Origin of the sequence: Methanothermococcus okinawensis IH1 (genome assembly GCF_000179575.2) — an archaeon.
Taxonomy (GTDB): domain Archaea; phylum AGJL01; class Methanococci; order Methanococcales; family Methanococcaceae; genus Methanofervidicoccus; species Methanofervidicoccus okinawensis.
Genome location: NC_015636.1, coordinates 148,632 through 170,745, shown reverse-complemented (window position 1 = coordinate 170,745; position 22,114 = coordinate 148,632). Strand labels below are relative to the sequence as shown.

Below are 22,114 nucleotides of genomic sequence, written 5' to 3'. Positions count from 1 at the left end.
CATAAACATAAAAACTGTAAAATTTAAAAAATCTAAATGAAAATAATAATAAAATAATATATATTAATATTAAAATGGAAATTTAAAATCACAAAATTACCAGACTTTTAAATCAATACCTTCAATATATGCCCTGTTTCCCTCAACTTCAACAACTACACCTGAATGAACCTTCTGCATCATGCAGTGATTTGGTATAAACTTAACAGTATGCCCTACCTCTGGGACCTTTCCAATAACTATTCCTTCAAATGCCACGACCATGGCTATACCTACATTTATATATTCTTTTTCCTTTCCTGTGATTCTATGGCATGGACCTTCAATATGGACTATATACAACCCATGATTTTCATCAATTATTTTAGCAAAATGCGGTATCGGACATCCCAACGGCCTATATTGAATATAATCCCCAATTTTTAAAGGCTTTTTATCAGCAATCATTAAAGTTTCCCTGCATGAATGTTCATTAGGTAAAGGGTCTAACAGAAAATCTGCTTCATATTCGTCAATTACCCCTACGAGTTTTTCTTCTTCTTCCGCTTCTGATTTTACCTCTTTATATTCCACATCTTTTAATAATTCTTTTAACTCGATCATGTTCTGTTTAAAATCTTCTCTAAATAAAAATGGGCATTTATCCAATGAAGTTCTACCATTTAAAAGTTCCTCTGCAAAAATATCGCATCGCTTATAACCACATGCTCTGCAATTATATCCTGGAAGTAATTTTATTATTTTATTTAATTTATCCGATTTATCTACGCCCATATCATTCCCCTGTATATTTTGTAAATCCATCGATTCTTCTTAATACCCCTCTGTGGTATTTCTTTGAAACTCTCGTTTCTCCAACACAAAGGGTACAAATGCATAATGGAGCATTATGTCTTAATTCTTCATTTTCTAAGCTATTCAGTGGTTCTGTTTCAGCTATTTCATCGGCTATCTCCCCGCAACCTTGTCCACTTAATCCATTTACATCATATATTCTACAATTAGGGTTCATTTCCAAAATTCTTTCTCTAAATACTTCTCTTTCTGCCTGAGAAATTATATCCCCTTTCGTAATTGCTACAACATCGGCACTTGTTAAAAATGGGCCTACCTTTCTCGGTGTATTTGGTCCAGATGTTGCATCTATCACACAGATTCCAAGGCTGTTTTTTGTATATGGGGCACATCTATGGCACAATCCTGCGGTTTCAATTATAAGTGTGTCTATATCTTTGTCCTGATTTTTTGCCCATTCAACCATCTCTTCCAAATTATATATTGCAAAATGGTCTGGACACATATCTTTACTAAGTCCTATAAGCGTGGGAATACCTAATTTACCATATCTTATGTCATCATCTGTATAAAGACAGTCAATTTTAACAACCGCTGGATTATATCCTGCATTCATAAGATTTTTAATTGTATGTATTAATACAGAAGTTTTTCCTGCTCCGGGAGTTCCTGCCACTATACTTATTTTTATATCTTTATTATTCTTTTCTATTTTATCCATTTATTTCTCACCTTATACGGTAAATTTTATATCTTCCAATGCCAGTCTATCGCCATATCTTATTTTTTCTCTCATTGATAACATCCAATTATCTATACAATTTAATTTCTTTGAAACCTCCTTTTCTTCCTCAGAGGTTTCTATAATTTCGGTCATTCCTCCGTTTTTCATTACAACCCTTCTATCTGTCATAAGTGCTAAAACTGGGTCGTGGGTAATAACCATTACAATTTTTCCATAACCTGCTAAGAGCTCTAAGGCTTCATGTTTTTTAATACCTGCATTTTCTATTTCATCAATTAACACGATAGGAGAATCACTTATAACAGCCACATCTGCAACCATTAAACTTCTTGACTGGCCACCGCTCAATATGGTTAAATTATATTCCTTTTTAATCGGCTCTCCTGTCAATTTATTGGCTAAATTTATTATTTCATCCACTATTCCTTCTTTTTCTATGCCTCTACTTTTTGCATGCATCAATAGGAATTCTTCAACAGTCATGTCTGCTAAAAAATTCATATTTTGTGATAATTGAGCTATTCTTCTTTTTCTTGGGTCTCTTCTCATATCAACCGGCGGAACTTCCCCGTTTATCAATATTTTTCTTCTTGAAAGAGTATCTCCCTGTGCTAACTGCTCAATATCACTTATTAAATTAGATTTACCACTACCTGTTGGACCTACAACACCAAATATTTCTCCTTTTTTTACAGTTAATTCTTTAACTGCCTCTGCCTCTCCAAATTTGTTGTATCCACCTATTATTGTAATTTCGTTTATATCCATATTATCACATTTCTATATTTTTATAAATTATTTGGCTTATTAATTGGGTATATCTTAATTATTTTTACTGTATTTTCCCAAAAGTATCTCCCCTTAATCCTCTTCTAAGGGTTTCCAATGAAATTACTTCATTATATGCAATATTTCCTAAATTAACATCATTTCCAACTTTTAATATGAATTCAACCTGCTGATTTTTATTTGGAGCTTCAAATATAATTTTTTCAACTGGGACATTGTTAATTAAGGTTTCAAATTCTGATAATTTTACATTTCCTTCCTTATCAAACAATCCAATGGATTTTCCGCTTTCTCTACCTTCGATAATTACATAATCAGCTCCTACTTTTAGGTCTTCATTTATCAGATTTATTCTATCCATTATGCTTAATTCTTTATCTTTTTCTATGTTCTTTTTTCCAACCTCTGTTAAAACGATAAATCCCTCATCTTTTGCCATTTTTATAGCATTTTTTCTATCTTCTAAACTTAAATCCATAGAACCATTGGATATTTCCACAGCTTCAAAACCGAGCTCCTTACATTCATTTAAATATTCGTCAAACATTCCTCTTGAAAAACAGACCTCAAATAAGGTTCCGCCGGGATATGATTTTATTCCATATCTTTTGTAATTTCTTATCTTTTCTTTTACAATATCCCTATTTTGAACTGCACTAGTTCCCCAACCAAATTTAATAAAGTTTATATACTCTCCACAAACTTTTAAGTAATCATTTATAAAATCGGGGGATAATCCTTTATCCAATACCATAGTAATGCCTTTTTCTCTCTCAATATCTAAAAAACTAAATGCATTCATATTATCGCCTTTTTATTTTATTACTTTTAATTATTTTATATTTTATTATATTATTTTATATTTTTTATCTTATAAGAAAATTTTTGTGATTATTATATATTATAATATAACTTTTGATTATTATGAGATTAATATTTTATATATTTTTTGATTTGATTTTTATGATAGTATTAATCAAAAAAATATATGTATAAATATATAGCTATAAATATATATAACTATATAAAAAATAATATAATAATTTAATTTATTATTTTTAATTTTAAATTTTTATACTCATTTTTGTAATAATTTTATTTATAGAGAGTATATATTAGAAATAAATTAAAGATACTTGATTTATTATAATAATATGAAATAAAATAGAAATAATATCCAAATATATAAACATAAAAATTATAATTAATAATTTAAATAATATTAATTTAAAACTAAATAATTAATATTATTTTATTTTGGTGAAATAATGCATATAAAAATTAACAATGGTACCAATGAATGTGATATTTACTTAGTAGGAACAGCCCATGTTTCAGGGAATAGTGTAATGGAGGTTGAGAACGCTATAATTGACATAGACCCTGATGTAATAGCGGTTGAATTGGATAAAGATAGGTTTTTTGCCATTACAAACGATATGCATCATGGCAATAACAGTATTAACAATAAAAATATTGATGTATTGAAATTAATAAAAGAGGGAAATGTGGGTCTTTTTTTGATTCATACAATTTTAGCAAATTTTCAAAAGGACATTGGGGAGAGATTTGGTATAAAACCAGGTAGCGAAATGAAAAAAGCGGTTGATTTGGCAATGGCATATAATAAACCAATATCGTTGATAGATAGACCTATAAATATTACCTTGAAACGAGCTCTGAAAACTATGAGTTTAAGGGAAAAGTTAAATTTTTTGTATGAGTTATTTAATGACGATAATAATAACGTTGAATTGGATGAAAAATCTTTAAATGAAATGGTAAATAATGCAGAAGACTTAATTAAAATGTTAAAAGAAATGTCTCCTTCAATATATGAGGTTCTTGTGGATGAAAGGGATAAATTTATGGCAAAAAATCTCTTTGAAATGAGTAAAGGAAAAGAAAAAATCTTGGCAGTTGTTGGGGCGGGTCATTTAAGTGGAATATGTAATTATTTAAAAAAATTAGAAAAAAATGAACTAAATATAGATTTAAAGGAATTGATGGAGGTAAAAAAGGAAAAAACTATTTTAAATTAATAGTATCATCAATAATATTATGTATTATATTATATGGATTCTATGCAATATCTTCTAACCCAGAAGCTTTAAAGAAATTAACCATTGATTGGATACTTATAAATGGTAGTTTATCGGCACTTGGTGCAATTATTGCTCGTGGGAAGATTCCATCAATTATTTCGGCATTCCTTGCAGCACCAATTACCTCCCTTATTCCAGTAATTGGAGCAGGTTATGTGGCAGGTCTTGTTGAATTAAAATATAGAAGCATATCAACAGAAGATATTGATGAATTATTCAAATCCAACAGTTTAAAGGAATTAATGAATAACAATATAATAAGGATTTTAATGGTTGCCACACTTTCCAGCATTGGAAGTGCCATAGGAACTTTTTATTTTATTCCAGGATTTTTAAGTCATTTATTTTAATATTCTTAGTTATATCTATTTAAATAATAAAAAATAAAAAATAAATTAAATCAATAGGTTCTTGCAACTGCAATATATTCATTACCATTGCATTTGGTGATTCCAAGAACAGAGGCTTCTATTGATTCTTCAAACTCTTCATTGTATAAGTTTTTATCATAAGGTATTAAAACCACCCCCTTCTTCTCCGCAAGTATTTCTTTTACATTGTCTATAAGAGCTTCGATATCATTATTATTTTTATTATTTTTATTATCCATTATGGTGATAAATGAATTTACTCTTTCATTGGCTTTTTCTTTAATTGTTTTCATTATGGAGTTCATTGTGTTGTTTATTCCATCTAATAAATCATCTTCATTTATTTGGAATTTTTCCCCAGTATCTCTTCTGAATAATGTAATCTTTTTATTTTCTATATCTCTTGGACCTAACTCAATTCTTATAGGGGCTCCTTTTAATTCCCAATCATTGAATTTCCTACCTGGTCTTATATCTCTATCATCAAGTTTTACCCTAAATCCTTTTTCTTTTAAGGTGTTATATACCTCTTCTGCCTTATTCATTGCAATTTCTTCTTTTCCTTTAAACAAAAGAGGTATAATTACTATTTGAATAGGTGCTACATTTGGTGGAAGTATAAGCCCTTTTTCATCTCCATGAAGTGCTATAATTGAAGCAATCACCCTATCGGATATACCGTAGCATGTTTGATAGGCATAATCTTTACCGCCATCGGCTGTTTCGAATTCCAACTCAAAGGTTTTTGCAAAATTCTGCCCTAAATTATGGACGGTTCCAATTTGCATGGTTTTTCCATCTGGGAATATGGTATCAAATGCCATGGTATATTCTGCACCTGGAAATTTATCCCATTCTGGTCTTTTTGATATAATTGTTGGAATACCGAGCTCATCAAAGAAATTTTTATATATGTTTATTGCTTCCTTCACCTGATTTTCAGCATCCTCCTTTGTAGCATGTGCTGTATGAGCTTCCTTAAATGTCATAATCTCTCTTAATCTAATGAGGGGTCTTGTGTGCTTTGTTTCATATCTAAATGTATTTACGACTTGATAAACTTTTATTGGAAGGTCAGTATGCACCTTTATCCATAACTTCATCATATAATAAATTGGTGTTTCAGATGTAGGTCTTAAAGCAAGTTTTACATCGAGAGGCGTTTTTCCGCCATGTGTTACCCAATAGACCTCATCTTCAAATCCTTTTATATGCTCTCCTTCCTTTGCAAGAAGGTCTTCTGGAATAAGCATAGGAAATAGTGCTTCGTCATGCCCTGTTTCATCAAGCATGTTTCTTATTATTTCAAATGCATATTTTCTTATTTTAAACCCATAAGGTAGATAAACACCACATCCTTTTATTGGATATCTTAAATCATATATTTCCGCTCTTTCAAGTATATTTCCATACCATTCTGAGAAATTTTCCACTGTTTCACCCATATTTATATAAATTAATATTTTATATTTTCATTATATTCTACTCAGTTATAAATGAGATTACTAAAATAATAAAATTAAAATAAATAATAAAATAATAAGAAATATTTTAAATTATTTATAAATATGCCTTAAATATATACTCTATGAATCATTTTTAAATATATTGCCATATTATTAAGAATAAGTTTATGATAATATTTTATTACCATAACGTTACTATCCTAACGCTCTATTATTATTCTTTAAATTATATATAAACTCGGTATTTGTTATAAAAAGTATTTATTAAATTCAGTTATTATGCTTTATGATGTATTATATTTGATGCAGTATTATTTAATTAAGATTTACAGTGATATTCAATAAAACGAAAAAAATAAAATAAAAAATAAAAATAAAAAATTTAGAAAATTTAAAAAATAAAATATATAAAAAAAGGAGATATAAGAAAAAAATAAAATAAGAGGTATAGTATGTCAGTTGATTTTGTTAAAATTGCTGAAAAGTGGCAAAAAAGATGGGAAAAGGATAGGATATTTGAAGCAGATGCTGGAAATCCAGAAGAACCAAATAAAAACGAAAATAAGTTTTATATAACTGCGGCATTTCCATATTTAAATGGTGTTTTACATGCCGGGCATTTAAGAACATTTACAATTCCAGAAACCGTTGCAAGATACCAAAGAATGAAAAATAAAAATGTTTTATGGACTTTTGGATTTCATGTAAGTGGGACCCCAATATTGGGATTAGCGGAGCTCATAAAAAAACAGGATAAACATACGATTTGGGCATACAATACATTACATAATATACCTATGGATGAGTTATTAACATTAAACACGCCAGAAAATATCGTGAAATATTTCTCAAAAAAGGCTACTGAATCATTTAAAAAAATGGGATTTGCACTTGATTGGAGAAGAAACTTTAAAACGGACGATGAAACATTTAAAAAGTTCATAGAATGGCAGTTTTTAAAGTTGAAGGAAAAAGGATATATTAAAAAAGGTTCCCACCCCGTCAGATACTGTCCAAGATGTGATAATCCTGTGGAAGACCACGATTTATTAAAGGGAGAGGATGCAACCCTTATTGAATATGTGCTTTTAAAATTTAAAATGAAAATGGATATAGATGGAAAAGAAGAAGAATGTATAATGCCTATGGCTACCCTTAGGCCTGAAACAATATTCGGTGTAGTAAATGCCTGGATTAACCCTGAAAAAACCTATTATATAATAAAAGTTTATGATGAGGTTCAAAATTCCAACAGTGAGGACATATCTCTAAAATACAACGGAATATGGATTGTCAGCAAAGAAGCTTCTGAAAAGCTTAAAAATCAAGATAAAAAAGTGCAGTTGATAAAGGAAATAAAAGGCAGTGAATTAGTTGGAAAAACCGTAGTAAATCCTATTACAAATAAGGAAGTGCCAATATATCCTGCATCATTTGTTGAAACAGAAATAGGAACAGGCTGTGTAATGAGCGTTCCAGCACATGCTCCTTATGATTATGTTGCTTTAAGAGATTACTATGAAAGTATTGGGAAGGAATTAACTGACGATGAATTGATATCTCTTATTAAAATAGAAGGATATGGAAAATATCCTGCAAAGGAAATTGTAGAAAAAATGGGGATAAAAGACCAAAATGATGAGGAGAATTTGGAAAAAGCCACAAACAAAATCTATAAGGATGAGTTCCACAAAGGTATATTAAATGAAAATTGTGGAGAGTATAAAGATGTTGCTGTGAGGGATATAAAAGACATACTTACAAAGGATTTAATTAAAAAAGGAATTGCAGAGGTTCTTTATGAGTTATCAGAACCTGTTGTTTGTAGATGTGGAACAGAATGTGTTGTAAAAACAGTTAAAGGGCAATGGTTTATCACATACTCGGATGAGGAATGGAAGAAAAAAGCACATAAATGCGTAGATAAGATGAAATTTATTCCAGAATCTGTAAGGGTGGATTTCCACAATAAAATTGACTGGATGAAGGATAAGGCATGTGCAAGGAAAAAAGGACTTGGAACAAAACTACCATTCGATAAAAACTGGATGATTGAGAGCCTTTCAGATAGCACCATATATATGGCATATTATACAATAGCAAAGACCATAAATACAAATAATATAAAACCTGAACAGCTTCTTCCAGAATTATTTGACTATGTATTCCTTGGAAAGGGAGATATAAACGAAGTTTCAAAAAACACAAATATAAATGCTGAGCTCATAAAAGAAATGAGAAAAGAATTTTTATATTACTATCCATTGGATTGGAGATGTTCGGCAAAAGACCTTGTGCCCAACCACTTAACATTTATGATATTTAACCATGTAGCTCTGTTTGATGAAGAATTTTGGCCAAGGGGCATTGTTGTAAATGGATATGTGACAATAGAAGGCAGAAAACTTTCAAAATCAAAAGGTCCAGTTCTTCCAGTAATGGAGGTTGCCGAAAAATACGGTCCTGATGTTGCAAGGTTTTATATTACCACCTGTGCAGAGCTCCCACAGGATGCAGATGTTAAGTTTAAAGATATGGAAAAGGCTAAGGATAATTTAATTAAATTCTATGAATTGGCAGTTAATGTAAAGGATATTAATAATAATGATAATAATAACAATAATGATAATAATGATAATAACTTGGATGAACTAAATGTAAGTAAATTATCGACAATCGATAAATGGTTATTACATAAAACCCATAATGCCATAAAAATAGCAGATGAATCATATAATAAATTCCACCTTAGAAAAGTAGGAATACTGTTCTATGGTCTAATGAATGATTTAAGATGGTATAAAAGAAGGGGAGGAAATAATAAGCATATACTAAGATATATCGTTGAAATATGGACAAAGATATTGACACCTATGACACCGCATTTATGTGAAGAAATATGGGAGCTCCTAAGTAAAGACGGATATATCTCAAAGGAATCATTTCCAGTAGCTGATGAAAAATATATAGATGAATCCCTTGATTTAGCAGAAGAGTTTATAAAATCAACAATGGACGATATAAGAAACATTATGGGTGTTGCAAAAATAAAACCAGAGAAGATATATTTATACACATCGGACGATTGGAAATATGAGGTTTTAAAAATCATGGCTGAAAATAAAGATAAAAATGTAAAACAGATGATGCCTATTATAATGAAAAATCCAGAATTTAGGAAGTATGGAAAGGAGATTCCAAAATTCATAAATGAGATAATGAAAATTGGAATAAAACCTATCATTGATGAGGTTGCAATATTAAACGATGCAAAGGAATTCCTTGAAAAAGAATTTGAATGTGAAATTATTATAAACGGCGAAGATAAAGCAAATAAAAAGAGATTTGCAATACCCTACAAGGTTGCCATATATATGGAATGATTTATAAATAATATATCTACATTAGTTTATTTAATTTATTTATTTTAATTATACTTGTCCAATATATATTATTTTATTATTTTTTTACTTATTTTTATTAATTATATTCATTTATTAAATATAATAAGTGGTGTGATAATGATAAATCATGTAATCATGGTAATTATAGCACTATTGATATTGATTATAATGGTAAAAATAGTGATATCTGCTATAAAAGCTGCCTTTAAATTGGCAATAATGGGGGTTTTGTTCATAATATTGCTTTGGATTTTGTTGAAGATTATTATTTAATTGGTGAATATATGGATATAAATAAAAATAACGCTAATAAATATAGTGATATATGTAATAAATATAACGATAAATACAATAATATTGATAATTTGAATGCTATTAAAAAATTTAAAAATCATCCAATAATTTGTAATTTAGTAGATTGGAATATGCTAAATAAAATTTTAAAAGAAAATAATATAAGATTGATAGATTTTGTAGGTAAGGGACATAGGGGAGTAGTTTTTAAAGGTTTGATGGATGATAAATTAGTTGCCATTAAGGTGCCAAGACTTGGGGCTAAAAATACAATTTATCATGAGGGGAACATACTAAAAGAAATTAACAAATTTGGAGTAGCTCCGATAGTTTATAATTTTTCAGAGGATTTTCTTATTATGGAATTTGCAGATGGTATTACTTTAAAGGACTACATGAATCAAAATGATATTGATAAAAAAGAACTATTGTGTATTATTGAGGAAACACTTAGACAGTGTTTGCGTCTTGATTTACATAAAATAGACCATACAGAGATTCAAGGGGGAAAACACATTATTGTTAATAGAAATGATAATAAAAATATTAATAAGATATACATTATCGATTTTGATAAGGCAAAAAAAAGGAGAGCTCATAACTTCACAAGTGCCATGGCTTTGTTTTTTGGTAAGTGCTATATGGCAAATAAGGTAAAGGAAATATTAAATATCTCTGAGGATGAAGAAAGATATATTATGGAGCTCGTAAAACTTTATAAAAAAATCGTTTTAAGATAAAAAACAATATAATCGATAATATAACATAATTATTAAATTTAACTTAGAATCTAAATAATATTTATATAAATTAGAAGATATATATCATCAAAAGAATATTATATAATATAAAAAATTATATGGCGAGATTATGGTAAAAATTATAGAAAAAAAATAAAGGATATAGAACCATTGAAGGATGCCGTATTAATAGAAGGTCTTCCAGGAATAGGTCATGTGGGGAGAATAGCCGCAGAACATTTAATACATGAATTTAATGGAGAGAAGATTTTAGAAATTTACTGTGATGATTTTCCACCACAAGTTTTGGTTAATAACGATGGAACAGTAGATTTTATGAATAATGAGGTTTATATAATAAAAGAACCTGTATCTATGGTGGTAGTTCTTGGAAATACCCAGGCACTTTCGCCTGCTGGTCAATATCAGCTTTCTCAAAAAATAGTAGAGATAGGTATAAAGTATGGTGCAAAAATCACCTATACATTAGGCGGATTTGGTATAGGTCAAATAAAAGAGGAGATGCCAAAAGTTTATGTTGCTTCCACATCAAAAGAATTGGCTGATAAAATATCTGAGCTCGGTGCTGAGTTTAGACAGGACGGTGGAAGTATTATAGGAGCTGCGGGATTAATGCTGACATTTTCAAAATTAAATGGTATTGAGGGCGTATGTCTTATGGGAGAAACTCCTGGATATTTGGTTGACCCTAAATCTGCAAGAAGAGTGTTGGAAATACTTTCAAAATTTATTGGATTTGAAATCAGTATGAAAGAACTGGAAGATAGGGCAAAAGAGATGGAAAAATTCTTAGAAAAAATCAAAAAGTTTGAAGAAGAAGCTATGCAACAGCAACAGCGAGCTCCTACAAATGAAGAAGATTTAAGATATATAGGTTAATCACATTATTATTTTTCATTATATTTATATTTTTTATAAAACTTATATATCTATATTATTATATTTATAAATTATTTTTATTTTATTAGTATTTTTTAATATTATCTCTAAAATAAAGTCCATGTTCTTTAAGGAATTCTGAAACCTGTTTTTTTAAATAATTATCATTTGAAACAATACCATGAGGATAAATATAAACCTTATTTTCAATATTTATTCTTGGATGATTAACTTCAAGTTGAACATCATCCAAAAGACATTTTTTAAGGTAATTGGTTGTTTTCGTTAGGTTTAAAAGCATGGGTGGGTTGTATGGTGCATTATTCTTTGGCAGATTCCACCTTGTGCCGTAATATATAACATAATTGGGATTTATCAGAATAACCACTTCACCGTATATCTCTAAAACAATAGTCCATGAAAATATACCTCTTGTAAATCCCAAAAGTCTTCCAAGGTATGTTGTTTTTGGGTTGTTATAACAAACCTTTAAAGTTCGTCCAACAATTCTTGAAAGTGCCTCTTTTGTATGTATATTTTTTGGATTCGTAGGTAATGAGGTCTTTGGGAGGATATTTACAGGAATGCATTTTTCTGGTTTAATCATGTGAAGTGCCTTTAATGGATAAAAATAACAATGATTCTTTTTATTTAGCATTACAACGCCTTCCATTAGCCCGTTAAAATCGGATTTTATAACCTTTCCCTTGTATGTATTGAAGGACTTATTGAGTGTAAATTCTGCAAATATGTCATTTTTTAATACATATTTTGGTTTCAAAGTAAAACCCCCAATATATTAAAATTATATTATTTTAAATTTTTGAAAAATATAAAAAATTAAAATTATAATGAAATAAATAATATAATGTATAATTAAATAATTAAATTAACATATAATAAGTTAATTATTCAAATAATTCTCTCAATTTTATTTGGAATTTACCTAATTTTCCACCGTAGTTTCCTGCTGTGATTTTCTTAACACCTTTAACAGTTGTAGCTGCTAAAATTCCTGCTTTTGTAGCTTCTTTAATAGCTTCTTCATCAACACCATCGATTACAATTTCATAAACTCCATTTACATCTTCTGGAACTTCTGAATCTTCAACAACGCCTTTTAATGTTGGGCACATTTTATGGTTTGTTGTAGCTACCATGAATTTGTATTTTGGATTTGTATATCCTACCTTACTACCTGATGCAACTATTCCTCCTGGGAATGGTGTAATGGTTTTTTCTACTGTATTTATAGCATCTATTGCAGCTTCTGCTGCTGTTAAAGCTGTCATATTACTGTCAGCCATTATAAAAAAGTTTCCTCCTGCTACTCCTTTCTTAACTCCCAATTTGTTTTCTACTATAAATTCTCCGCCCATTATTGGTATTTTATAAACTGTTCTTTCTCCAACTTTGTCTTTTTTCTCATAACCATCGCCGAAGAATTTCAATTTAAATCCTACTTTCAACTGTTCATCGGCATCCTCTCCCATAGCATCAAATACTGCTGTGGTAGGTGCTGTTAAAACGCACTGTCCAAGTCTTTCTAACAATTGATGTTCGAGCTCGGATTTTTTAGGATGACATATTTCTACAATATATCCTGGTCTTCCATCTGGGGTTTCTTCTGGTGAAACATATTTTTCAATACCTGCCTCTGCTGGACACATAATAACTGAACATCCAAATCCTGTTGCTTCTGTTGCTGCTATTTTTGCAAGTCTCTCTGTTGCTGCTGTAATTAAAACTCTTGAAACCCATATTGGGAATGCCTCTGCAAATGTGTCTTCTATAAATACTCCGTTTATTTCCACAATTTCACCTTTTTTATTTTTTTATATTTTAATTTTTCTACTTTATTTCTTATTTTTTAAATATCAAATATTAACAGTATAAAATTATTTAAACTAATATTAATAATTTATTATTTAATTTTTTAATTATTATTTTTAATTTATGTGTTTTAATTATTATTTTTTTAAGTTATTCATCCGTATTTTTTGCAGTATCTAACACTGTATAACTTATTTTATTTTTATCCAATATCTTCACAATTTTTTCGGTCATTTTTCCAGTAATAAAACCTATAACATCACACCCTCTATTGCAGGCACTTACAACCCCCTCTGGAACTGCAAATCTTATATCTGGCTTAATACCCAATTTGTTAGATACCACATAGGATATGGTCCCCATACTTGCTATTACTGCATCCTTATTATCATCAAGTATCTTTTTAATCAAATCATAATCGACATTCTTAGAACCTCCTTTAACTTTTGGAGGAATCTTTAATATTATAACTTTTCCTTTTTTTATATCTATTATTCCTTTTATATCTGTTATGGCTATATCTTCCCCCTCTTTACCACCTTCAACAACTTTTGCGGTTGATTCTGTTTTATTAAATTTTGAGGCATATAAATTCCCTTTTTTCATAAATAGATATACCTCATCCCCTTCTTTTAAATCCTCATAAGCAATAGCAGGCCATATTTCTTTATATCTATATATATCCTGATTTACATCATTTAAATAATTCTTAAATTCAGAAATCCAGGTTTTTAAAGCTCTCATTCCTGTATCTGTAAGGACATACTCCCCTCGACCTCTTGATTTGATATAATTCTTCTTTAATAGGTTTCTTATATGTTCGGAAACGCCTTGAACAGTTATGCCTAAAACTTCTGCTATTTCTTTCTGTTTTACATGGGGCTGTTTTCTTACGATTTCAGAAAGTATTTGAAATTCAGTAATATTCCTCTTTTTCATATTATCACCTAAATAGAACAAGGAATTTAAAATTTAATCATAATCATAATAAAATATATCACTTAAATATCACACTTAGATTGACTAATTTATATAATTATTTATATGATATAGGAAATAATTTAAGTTATTACATTGGTATAAGTTTATGTTAATATTATTTTTTTATTTTTTTACATTAAAATAAAATAATGTTTAAAGATATGTTTATCATACTTTATATATCTATTCAAATTATGTTTAATATATAGTTTATTTGATATAGCTTATATATAGTTTATACATTTATTTATCCGCGGTGATAATATGGTAGATATTCTTTTGGTAAATGATGATGGGATATATTCAAATGCTCTATTGGTGTTAAAATCTGTTTTAAAGGAGGAGTTGGATGCCAATGTTATAATTGTAGCTCCTACAAACCAACAAAGTGGGGTTGGAAGGGCTATTAGTTTGTTTGAACCTTTAAGGATGACTAAGACAAAACTTTCTAATGGAGATTATGGTTATGCAGTTTCTGGAACTCCTACGGATTGCGTAATATTGGGGATTTATAAAATTTTGAAAAAGATTCCCGATATGGTTATTTCTGGCATAAATGTAGGCGAGAATTTAGGAACTGAAATAACAACTTCTGGAACACTTGGGGCAGCATTTGAAGGAGCCCATCATGGAGCAAAATCCCTTGCATGTTCATTGCAAATCACCGCAGACCACTTGAAATTTAGGGAGGGGGAGACACCAGTAGATTTTATTACGCCTTCAAAAATTACAGCTAAAATTGTTAAGAAATATCTCGATGGCAATTTTCCCTGTGATGTGATTAATTTGAATATCCCTGAGAATGCCGATGAAAAAACACCCATAGAAATTACAAAATTGGCAAAAAAGATGTACACCACCCATGTGGAAGAAAGAATTGACCCAAGAGGGAGGGCTTATTACTGGATAGATGGTTATCCAATAATGGAAGAGGAAGAAGGCACAGATGTATATGTTTTGAGAAAAAAAGGATATGTATCATTAACACCTCTTACCTTAAATACTACCATAAAAAATTTAGATGAATTTAAAAATAAATATGAAAAGCTATTAAACTATTAATTATTTAATTTATTAATTATTATAATTATTATTTAATTTAATTATTGTTTTATTTTTATTTAATTATTTTAATTATTTTATTATTAATTTAATGTGTGATAATATGTGGGAGAAATTAAGCAATTTGAAAAAATTTTATGTAAAAAAAAGTAGTAAAAGAGGAAATAATAGGATGGCACTTTTAGTAGATGGTCCAAATATGTTAAGAAAAGAGTTTAATATAGATTTAGACAAAATAAGAGAAGTTTTAGATGAATTTGGAACTATTGTAATTGGGAGGGTATATTTAAATCAATATGCATCTGATAAATTAATTGAAGCTATTGCAAATCAAGGTTTTGAACCAAGAATCTCAGCCGGAGATGTTGATGTGGAGATGGCTGTTGAAGGAACTGAGCTCATATTTAACAATAACATTGATACTATTGTTTATATGACAAGAGATGCGGATTTCCTCCCTGCAATTCGAAAGGCTAAGGAACATGGGAAAAAGATTATAGTAATTGGAGCAGAACCTGGATTTAGCACGGCAATTCAAAACATAGCAGACCATGTAATTAAAATAGAAGAAGATTTTGAGTTAGATAGGGAGAAATTAGAACAAAAAAAGAAAGACAAAAAGAATTTAGGCGATAAAAAAGAAAAGATGGAAAAAGAAATGGAAGATAAAATAGACATAGAAAATGAAATGGAAAAAGGAGAAGATTATACTAAACAAAAAGATGGAAAAAAAAGAACAATTAAATCATGATTTTCACAGTGAAGAAAAAATAGATAAGGATAAACCTTCAATCATGAATAAAATAAATTGGTTTAAAAAATAATAAAATAAAATTTATAAATATATTACAACCAATGAAATAATAAAAAATAAAAAATATATATAAATGAAATATTTTACTTTTTTTTGATATTCCCTAAAATACTAAAAGAATTAAAATTCTATTTTTATATTTTATGGCAGTATTTAAATTTATATTTAATAAATGGTTCCTATGGTTTAAATCCAACTTATTATTTACAATAACTTATATATAATACTTTCTATTTATTTTGTAATATTAAGAATTAATTATATATAAATTAATATTAATAGCTGATGATAATTATGATTATATGAATTAGTTATGATGCTATTTTTTGAGAAACTTCATCTTTAATATTTAATGGTATATCCATTTTTATTTTTATTTCTTTTTCTTTTGATAAGTTAAGGAGATTTGGTATTATATCTACAACATTGTTCAATATTTTAAGGGACACCTCTTCTGGAACTTCGTTAAAATCATTATCCAGTATCATACCTTTTACAGATATTTTAAATGGAAATGCTCCATCAGTTTTTAATTTGCATTTATACTCAAATCCATCCTCTTTTTTATTATAGTCTATACTCCAGTCAGTATTTAGTTCTAATTCTGCATTTTTTGGATTTTTTTCAGGTCGTTTTATACAGAGCTCCGATACTGTTAATAGCATACTATCACCAAAAAATTTAAGTTCTTAGTAATTTTAGTAATATTATTATGCAATTAAGTATATATAGTTTATGATTTAATTTAATAATAGTATTACTAATGATGATTAATATATAATTAGTAATATTGGTGATAGTATGGATATAAAATACAATACAATAAAACATGATAAATACGACAAACTTGTTTGGAATGAGAATAAGCATAAATTATCATATTGTGGTTAATATTTGGACGAAAGCAAAATAGAAGATATTTTTTACCTGTTTTTTAAATATCATGTGGAGATTGTAAAACCTGATACAACGATAGAGGCTATTATGAATAACAGGCATTACAAAAACATTAAGGTCATTACTAATTTGGATGAGTCCTATTCTATTATTGCTACATCTTACTTTTCTGAAAAATTCGATAAAAAAAAGAAAGAAGAAAAAGAGGGTTATGAAGAAAATATGACAAATGATATAAACAATATTATGAAGGAGCTCGATAGTTATATGGGAGATATCTCATCTTCAATAAATACTCTATGCGGTATTTTCAGAACATAGATTGTTAAATTATGAAGTTTTAAATCATGAAGACAAAAAGGATTTTATTGTATGTTTGGATTTGAGTGGTTCCATGAGGGGGACAAAAGAAATATGGGCTAAGGCAATTGCATTATCGCTGTTGGAAATTCAGTTAAGGGATAAAAAACGATTTATTTGCATATTATTTGATGATAATATTCGAGAAATAGGGATATTTGATAAAAAACATGTTCAGAAGATATTATCGAATTTGCTTCTGTATTTTTTGGAGGAGGCACAAATTTCGAGAAACCTATTAAAGCATTGGATTTCAATGAGATATTGTATTTATAACCGATGGGGAGTGTGATATGCATAGGCGGTTCATTGAATATGTGGAAGAAGTTAAACAAGGAAAAATATTTACATTCTGTATAAATACAAAACCTACTTTAAGTTTAAAAAAGATATCTGATAAGATAATTACAATTCATCAATTAACTTCAAGAGGGGCGGAGGAATTATTTGATACCCTTATTTAGATGTATTATCGTTAGATTTAATATAATTCAATATATAATTTAATAAATCGTTTATATTATCAAACATTAATGGATAGTATAATTTAGGCCTTTCCACAATTATTGGAGTTGCATTTGCTTCAATAGCTCCCATTACCTTTTCATTTAGTCCGCCACTATCTCCGCTATCCTTTGTGATTATTACATCGCAGTTGTAATCCATTATTAAATATCTATTTAACTCTTTTGAAAATATTCCCTGCATACCTATTATATTTTTTGATGGCAATATATTCAAGGCTTCATTTACAGATATAGGAAGCACTCTTGCTATTAACCTATCCTTTCCAATTATTTCAACAACATTTTTTAAATTTTTTATGCCTGCCAAATACATTATATTTTTTTTACTAATTTCAAGAGCTCGCCTTGAAGCCTCTTTAAAATCTTTAACATATATGGCATTTTCATAAAATTTTTGAGGTCGTTCATATCGAATGTATGGAATATTTAAATCTTTCGAAACTTGCAGAGCTCTCTTGGAGGCATTTATAGCAAAGGGGTGGGTAGCATCTATTAGAATAGATATGTTATTGTTTTTAATTATGTCTTCAAAGGTTTCTTTGTTATCTTGCCTTGAAATCACCTTATTGGCATGTTTCCTTGCCAATTCACTGCCGTGATTTGTAGTTGTAGTTATTACTGTGTAAATATTATTTAGTTTTTTTAGTTCTTCCGATATTTTATTAGCGTCGCTTGTTCCGCCCATTATTAATACATTCATAAAATCAACTCAAAATAAATAAAAATTAATAGGTTAAAAAAGTAAATTAAATGGAAGAAGATATGGAGTTTATGATATTTTCAATTGTTGATATTATAGCGTCAATAATATTGGTTTTACTATGGCCTTCTTCAATTGTTATATTAGCATGTGTTGCATTAAAGGATAGGTAGAAATGACCCATTCCATTATTATTTCCTTTATGTGTTATTGTATAGTTTATAGGATTATCCTTGCTTGCAATAATAGTTATTTTATGCTCTTTTAAAGCTGATGCATCTACCCCATCAATTATAAGTGATGAATCACTTCCTATCCATCGGTATATGATTGATGTGGCTTTCCCTGAATGGGAGTTCGTTTCATTTAGATATACTATACCACCATTCTGGTCTATCAATCCTTTCTTACCGTTATTACCTTTATTACCTTTATTATTGTCACCATTATAAAGATTATATATAGTACCATTTATTTCAGTAATTGTTAATTCATTATTTCTACCGCTGGATGTTGGACTAATCCTTGAACCTCCGGATATATTTACATTAGTTATACTTGTTGAATTATAACCAATAGCATTAACAGTTTTTGAATCTATATTATTACTTTCATTTGATTCATCAATATCATCATTTGCATCCACATAAGATACTAAATGATGTTCCCCAATACTACCAGGATACCAATTAAATGAAACTATTTTAGACTCACTGGCATTTAATCCATTTATTGTATCTTCGCCTATTAAATTACCATTATCTTTTAATGTAACAACAAATGATTTATTTGTATTTTCATTTCCAATATTTGAAACAATTATATTAACCATATATATATTATTGTGTATGACTGTATTGTGATGACAACTGCATGAATTATTGTGTATGACTGTATTGTGATGACAACTGCATGAATTATTGTGTATGACTGTATTGTGATGACAACTGCATGAATTATTGTGTATGACTGTATTGTGATGACAACTGCATGAATTATTGTGTATGACTGTATTGTGATGACAACTGCATGAATTATTGTGTATGACTGTATTGTGATGACAACTGCATGAATTATTGTGTATGACTGTATTTCCAACTTCAAGAGCCCCTACTAAATCAGGTTTATTGTTATTTGTATTGGTTGGGTTAGTATTCGTATTATTATTTCCCGTTGTATTAGTAGTCCCACCACTGGTTCCATTATTAGAAACATGTCCATTAGCAAATGCTACGGATGCTGCATATTTAACCTCATTTGCGGCATTAGTTCCCCCACTTAGTTTAACCTTACTCATTTCAGTAGCTACAACCGCAGCTCCTATTACAACGACCAACATTAGCAATATTAATTCTATGGATATCTGTCCTCTTTTATGGCAAAGTTTAATCATAATATCACCTATATAAAATATATTAAAAGAATTATATATAATTTTCTTTTTGATTTTTTAATTTATTTTTTAATTTTAAATTTTTATATGCCTACAAATTAATTAAAGTAGTTTTATAATATAGGATTAATATATAAAAATGAAAAATAAATAAATTATAATAACTGGCAATATATATTATCTATTCTCAATCTAATTAAGTTTTTAAGTTAAATAATGTGAAGATAATACTATTTATAATAGGTGATATTTTGACTAACAATTTAGACGAAAAACTTGTTGAGATTTTAAGCATACTTTCAGAATATGATGAACCAGTTGGTGCTAAAACCATAGCAAACGAACTTAAAAGGCGAGGTTATGAGATAGGGGAGCGAGCAGTTAGGTATCACCTTCAATTACTTGATGAAAAAAACCTAACTGAAAAATTTGGGTATTCTGGAAGAGCTATTACTAAAAAGGGACTAGAAGAACTTAGAAAGGCGAATATATCATATAGAATTGGTTCTGTATTTTCTCAAATTATGGAGAAAGTATATTTATCAAATTTTCCAACGAAAGTTATCATAAATAAAACAGTTTTTGAAGGAGATTATGATATAATAAGGGACTTAGTATTAAAAGTAGTAGATAGTGGTTTTTCTATTGGAGATTATGTAAATATCAGAAAAGATAGCGAAAATCCAAACTTAGTAGATATAGAAACATTGTGTTCCATTACATTTGACAATTTTTTGTTAAAAAATGGTATACTTTCAATGCCAAAATATGGGGGCATTGTTAAATTTGAAGACTATGAACCAGTTTATTTTGAAGGGGTGATAGATTTTAGAAAATCATCCATAGACCCATTAGAAGCCTTTATTACTCGTGGAAAAACTGATGTATTGGGCATAATAGAAAATGGAGAAGGGTATTTACCTGCCAATTTTAGAATAATTCCGAGCTCAGTAATGGAAAAATTTGAAAACCTATTAAAGAGAGATTTATTAAACGGTGTTTTAAGTTATGGTGAAGACAATGTATTGGGACTCAGTTTAAACGAAGGAGAAATCGGTGTTGCCCTTGTTGGTGGATTATCCCCAATATGTCCTGCCGTTGAAAAAGGTTATCCTGTAAAGATTAATGCAGCTACAACTTTAATGGATTTGTCGCTTATGGAAAAGAGAAATAAAAAATATCTTCATCCAATAAATAAAAAAGGGAAAGTTAAAATAATGCCTGTTTTATCAAAGATGTTATCTATGTTACATAAAGTAAATTACGATATGGAAAGTGAAAGAGGAAATGTGCTTGTAAATACAGCTTATATTAATAGAAAATATGAAGAGGAGGTTTTAGATGCATTGAAAGAATGTCATAAATCTAAAACCGTAATATCCGATAGAATTGGGATGGAAATAAAAGGCGATAAAATAATAATAAATACATTATGCTCCTCAACAATAGATGGTATTTTCGTAAAATATGGTGTTCCAATTATACCATATTACGGAGGTGTTTTAGAGCTCGGCAAAAATAGATTCATCGATATAATTTCCTACGAGGGAACATCATTAGACCCCCATGAGGTATTTTTTAATAGAGTGGATGGTAAAAAAACAATTTTGTCGGGAGTAAGAAAAGTTCCAATGGCTGCAAGGGATAGTTTAATTAACATCGCTGAAAAACTTAATTGGCCAGGAATACTTGAAATAGGAAAACCAAACAATGATATTTGTGGAATAAAAGTTGAAAAAGGCATGTTTGGATTTGTAAGTCTTGGGGGAATAAATCCATTTGTTATAATAAAAAATAAGGGTATTCCTATCGAAATCGAAGCACTTCACGGTATAAAAGAATATTCAGAATTAGTTCCATTGAAAGAACTATAAATAAATTTTTTATTAATTAAATTTTTATTAAAATAAAGATTTTTATTGGATTATTATTTATTTT

The 22,114-nt window shown here is 28.8% G+C and carries 20 protein-coding genes and 2 pseudogenes; 11 read left to right on the top strand and 11 right to left on the bottom strand.

Going from position 1 to position 22,114, the window contains the following annotated elements:
- Window positions 1-96: 96 nt before the first annotated feature.
- The 4 genes from METOK_RS00835 to comA form a co-directional block, all read right to left on the bottom strand.
- Window positions 97-774: a (Fe-S)-binding protein gene (locus METOK_RS00835; protein WP_013866349.1), complete on the bottom strand. Its 678-nt coding sequence runs from the start codon at window positions 772-774 to the stop codon at window positions 97-99.
- Between the two features lies 1 nt (window position 775).
- Window positions 776-1,486, bottom strand: coding sequence for a GTP-binding protein (locus METOK_RS00830; protein WP_048057985.1), 711 nt, complete (start codon window positions 1,484-1,486; stop codon window positions 776-778).
- Window positions 1,487-1,528: 42 nt separating this feature from the next.
- Window positions 1,529-2,308 carry an ATP-binding cassette domain-containing protein gene (locus tag METOK_RS00825; RefSeq protein ID WP_013866347.1) on the bottom strand — a complete coding sequence of 260 codons (780 nt, stop codon included), beginning with the start codon at window positions 2,306-2,308 and terminating at the stop codon, window positions 1,529-1,531.
- A gap of 64 nt (window positions 2,309-2,372) precedes the next feature.
- Window positions 2,373-3,131: a phosphosulfolactate synthase gene (gene comA, locus METOK_RS00820; protein ID WP_013866346.1), complete on the bottom strand. Its 759-nt coding sequence runs from the start codon at window positions 3,129-3,131 to the stop codon at window positions 2,373-2,375.
- Window positions 3,132-3,597: 466 nt separating this feature from the next.
- On the opposite strand from comA, the pseudogene METOK_RS00815 reads away from it, so the two are divergent.
- Window positions 3,598-4,784, top strand: a pseudogene (locus METOK_RS00815) (TraB/GumN family protein).
- Window positions 4,785-4,834: 50 nt separating this feature from the next.
- Here METOK_RS00815 and proS read toward each other — a convergent pair.
- Window positions 4,835-6,250 (bottom strand): proline--tRNA ligase, encoded by a 1,416-nt coding sequence (gene proS, locus METOK_RS00810; protein WP_013866345.1) that lies wholly within the window; start codon window positions 6,248-6,250, stop codon window positions 4,835-4,837.
- Between the two features lie 473 nt (window positions 6,251-6,723).
- Between proS and leuS the strand changes: the two genes are divergently transcribed.
- The 4 genes and pseudogenes from leuS (at window position 6,724) to METOK_RS00795 (ending at window position 11,609) form a co-directional block, all read left to right on the top strand.
- On the top strand, window positions 6,724-9,654 hold the full coding sequence (gene leuS, locus METOK_RS00805; RefSeq protein ID WP_013866344.1) for a leucine--tRNA ligase: 2,931 nt from the start codon (window positions 6,724-6,726) through the stop codon (window positions 9,652-9,654).
- Window positions 9,655-9,792: 138 nt separating this feature from the next.
- On the top strand, window positions 9,793-9,948 hold the full coding sequence (locus METOK_RS08600; protein ID WP_013866343.1) for a hypothetical protein: 156 nt from the start codon (window positions 9,793-9,795) through the stop codon (window positions 9,946-9,948).
- Between the two features lie 11 nt (window positions 9,949-9,959).
- Window positions 9,960-10,709: a serine/threonine protein kinase gene (locus METOK_RS00800; RefSeq protein ID WP_013866342.1), complete on the top strand. Its 750-nt coding sequence runs from the start codon at window positions 9,960-9,962 to the stop codon at window positions 10,707-10,709.
- A gap of 130 nt (window positions 10,710-10,839) precedes the next feature.
- Window positions 10,840-11,609, top strand: a pseudogene (locus METOK_RS00795) (proteasome assembly chaperone family protein).
- An 85-nt stretch (window positions 11,610-11,694) separates the two neighbouring features.
- On the opposite strand, the gene METOK_RS00790 reads toward METOK_RS00795, so the two are convergent.
- The 3 genes from METOK_RS00790 to METOK_RS00780 form a co-directional block, all read right to left on the bottom strand.
- The gene (locus METOK_RS00790) at window positions 11,695-12,390 is read right to left on the bottom strand and encodes a hypothetical protein (RefSeq protein ID WP_013866340.1); all 696 of its coding nucleotides are present in this window, start codon (window positions 12,388-12,390) and stop codon (window positions 11,695-11,697) included.
- A 127-nt stretch (window positions 12,391-12,517) separates the two neighbouring features.
- Entirely contained in the window at window positions 12,518-13,423 is a 906-nt protein-coding gene (gene fhcD, locus METOK_RS00785) for a formylmethanofuran--tetrahydromethanopterin N-formyltransferase (protein ID WP_013866339.1), read from the bottom strand.
- A 169-nt stretch (window positions 13,424-13,592) separates the two neighbouring features.
- A complete protein-coding gene (locus METOK_RS00780; protein ID WP_013866338.1) occupies window positions 13,593-14,381 on the bottom strand; it encodes a DUF7839 domain-containing protein in 789 nt (262 codons plus the stop codon).
- Window positions 14,382-14,687: 306 nt separating this feature from the next.
- Between METOK_RS00780 and surE the strand changes: the two genes are divergently transcribed.
- Entirely contained in the window at window positions 14,688-15,485 is a 798-nt protein-coding gene (gene surE, locus METOK_RS00775) for a 5'/3'-nucleotidase SurE (protein WP_013866337.1), read from the top strand.
- A 103-nt stretch (window positions 15,486-15,588) separates the two neighbouring features.
- Window positions 15,589-16,236 (top strand): TIGR00288 family NYN domain-containing protein, encoded by a 648-nt coding sequence (locus METOK_RS00770; RefSeq protein WP_048057817.1) that lies wholly within the window; start codon window positions 15,589-15,591, stop codon window positions 16,234-16,236.
- Window positions 16,237-16,610: 374 nt separating this feature from the next.
- Here the strand turns inward: METOK_RS00770 and METOK_RS00765 are convergent, their stop codons facing one another.
- A complete protein-coding gene (locus tag METOK_RS00765; RefSeq protein ID WP_013866335.1) occupies window positions 16,611-16,964 on the bottom strand; it encodes a hypothetical protein in 354 nt (117 codons plus the stop codon).
- A gap of 229 nt (window positions 16,965-17,193) precedes the next feature.
- On the opposite strand from METOK_RS00765, the gene METOK_RS08795 reads away from it, so the two are divergent.
- The 3 genes from METOK_RS08795 to METOK_RS08785 are packed head-to-tail and all read left to right on the top strand — an operon-like array spanning window position 17,194 to window position 18,020.
- The gene (locus tag METOK_RS08795) at window positions 17,194-17,517 is read left to right on the top strand and encodes a hypothetical protein (RefSeq protein WP_052293958.1); all 324 of its coding nucleotides are present in this window, start codon (window positions 17,194-17,196) and stop codon (window positions 17,515-17,517) included.
- 1 nt (window position 17,518) lies between these two features.
- Window positions 17,519-17,848 carry a hypothetical protein gene (locus METOK_RS08790; protein ID WP_232210823.1) on the top strand — a complete coding sequence of 110 codons (330 nt, stop codon included), beginning with the start codon at window positions 17,519-17,521 and terminating at the stop codon, window positions 17,846-17,848.
- 1 nt (window position 17,849) lies between these two features.
- Window positions 17,850-18,020, top strand: coding sequence for a hypothetical protein (locus METOK_RS08785; RefSeq protein WP_232210822.1), 171 nt, complete (start codon window positions 17,850-17,852; stop codon window positions 18,018-18,020).
- Here the strand turns inward: METOK_RS08785 and cobK are convergent.
- Both cobK and METOK_RS00750 read right to left on the bottom strand, forming a co-directional pair.
- The gene (gene cobK / locus METOK_RS00755; RefSeq protein ID WP_013866334.1) at window positions 18,013-18,783 is read right to left on the bottom strand and encodes a precorrin-6A reductase; all 771 of its coding nucleotides are present in this window, start codon (window positions 18,781-18,783) and stop codon (window positions 18,013-18,015) included. The genes METOK_RS08785 and cobK overlap by 8 nt on opposite strands.
- A 46-nt stretch (window positions 18,784-18,829) precedes the next feature.
- Window positions 18,830-20,176, bottom strand: coding sequence for a CARDB domain-containing protein (locus tag METOK_RS00750; RefSeq protein ID WP_013866333.1), 1,347 nt, complete (start codon window positions 20,174-20,176; stop codon window positions 18,830-18,832).
- A 251-nt stretch (window positions 20,177-20,427) separates the two neighbouring features.
- Between METOK_RS00750 and METOK_RS00745 the strand changes: the two genes are divergently transcribed.
- Window positions 20,428-22,050 carry a DUF128 domain-containing protein gene (locus METOK_RS00745; RefSeq protein ID WP_013866332.1) on the top strand — a complete coding sequence of 541 codons (1,623 nt, stop codon included), beginning with the start codon at window positions 20,428-20,430 and terminating at the stop codon, window positions 22,048-22,050.
- Window positions 22,051-22,114 lie beyond the last annotated feature (64 nt).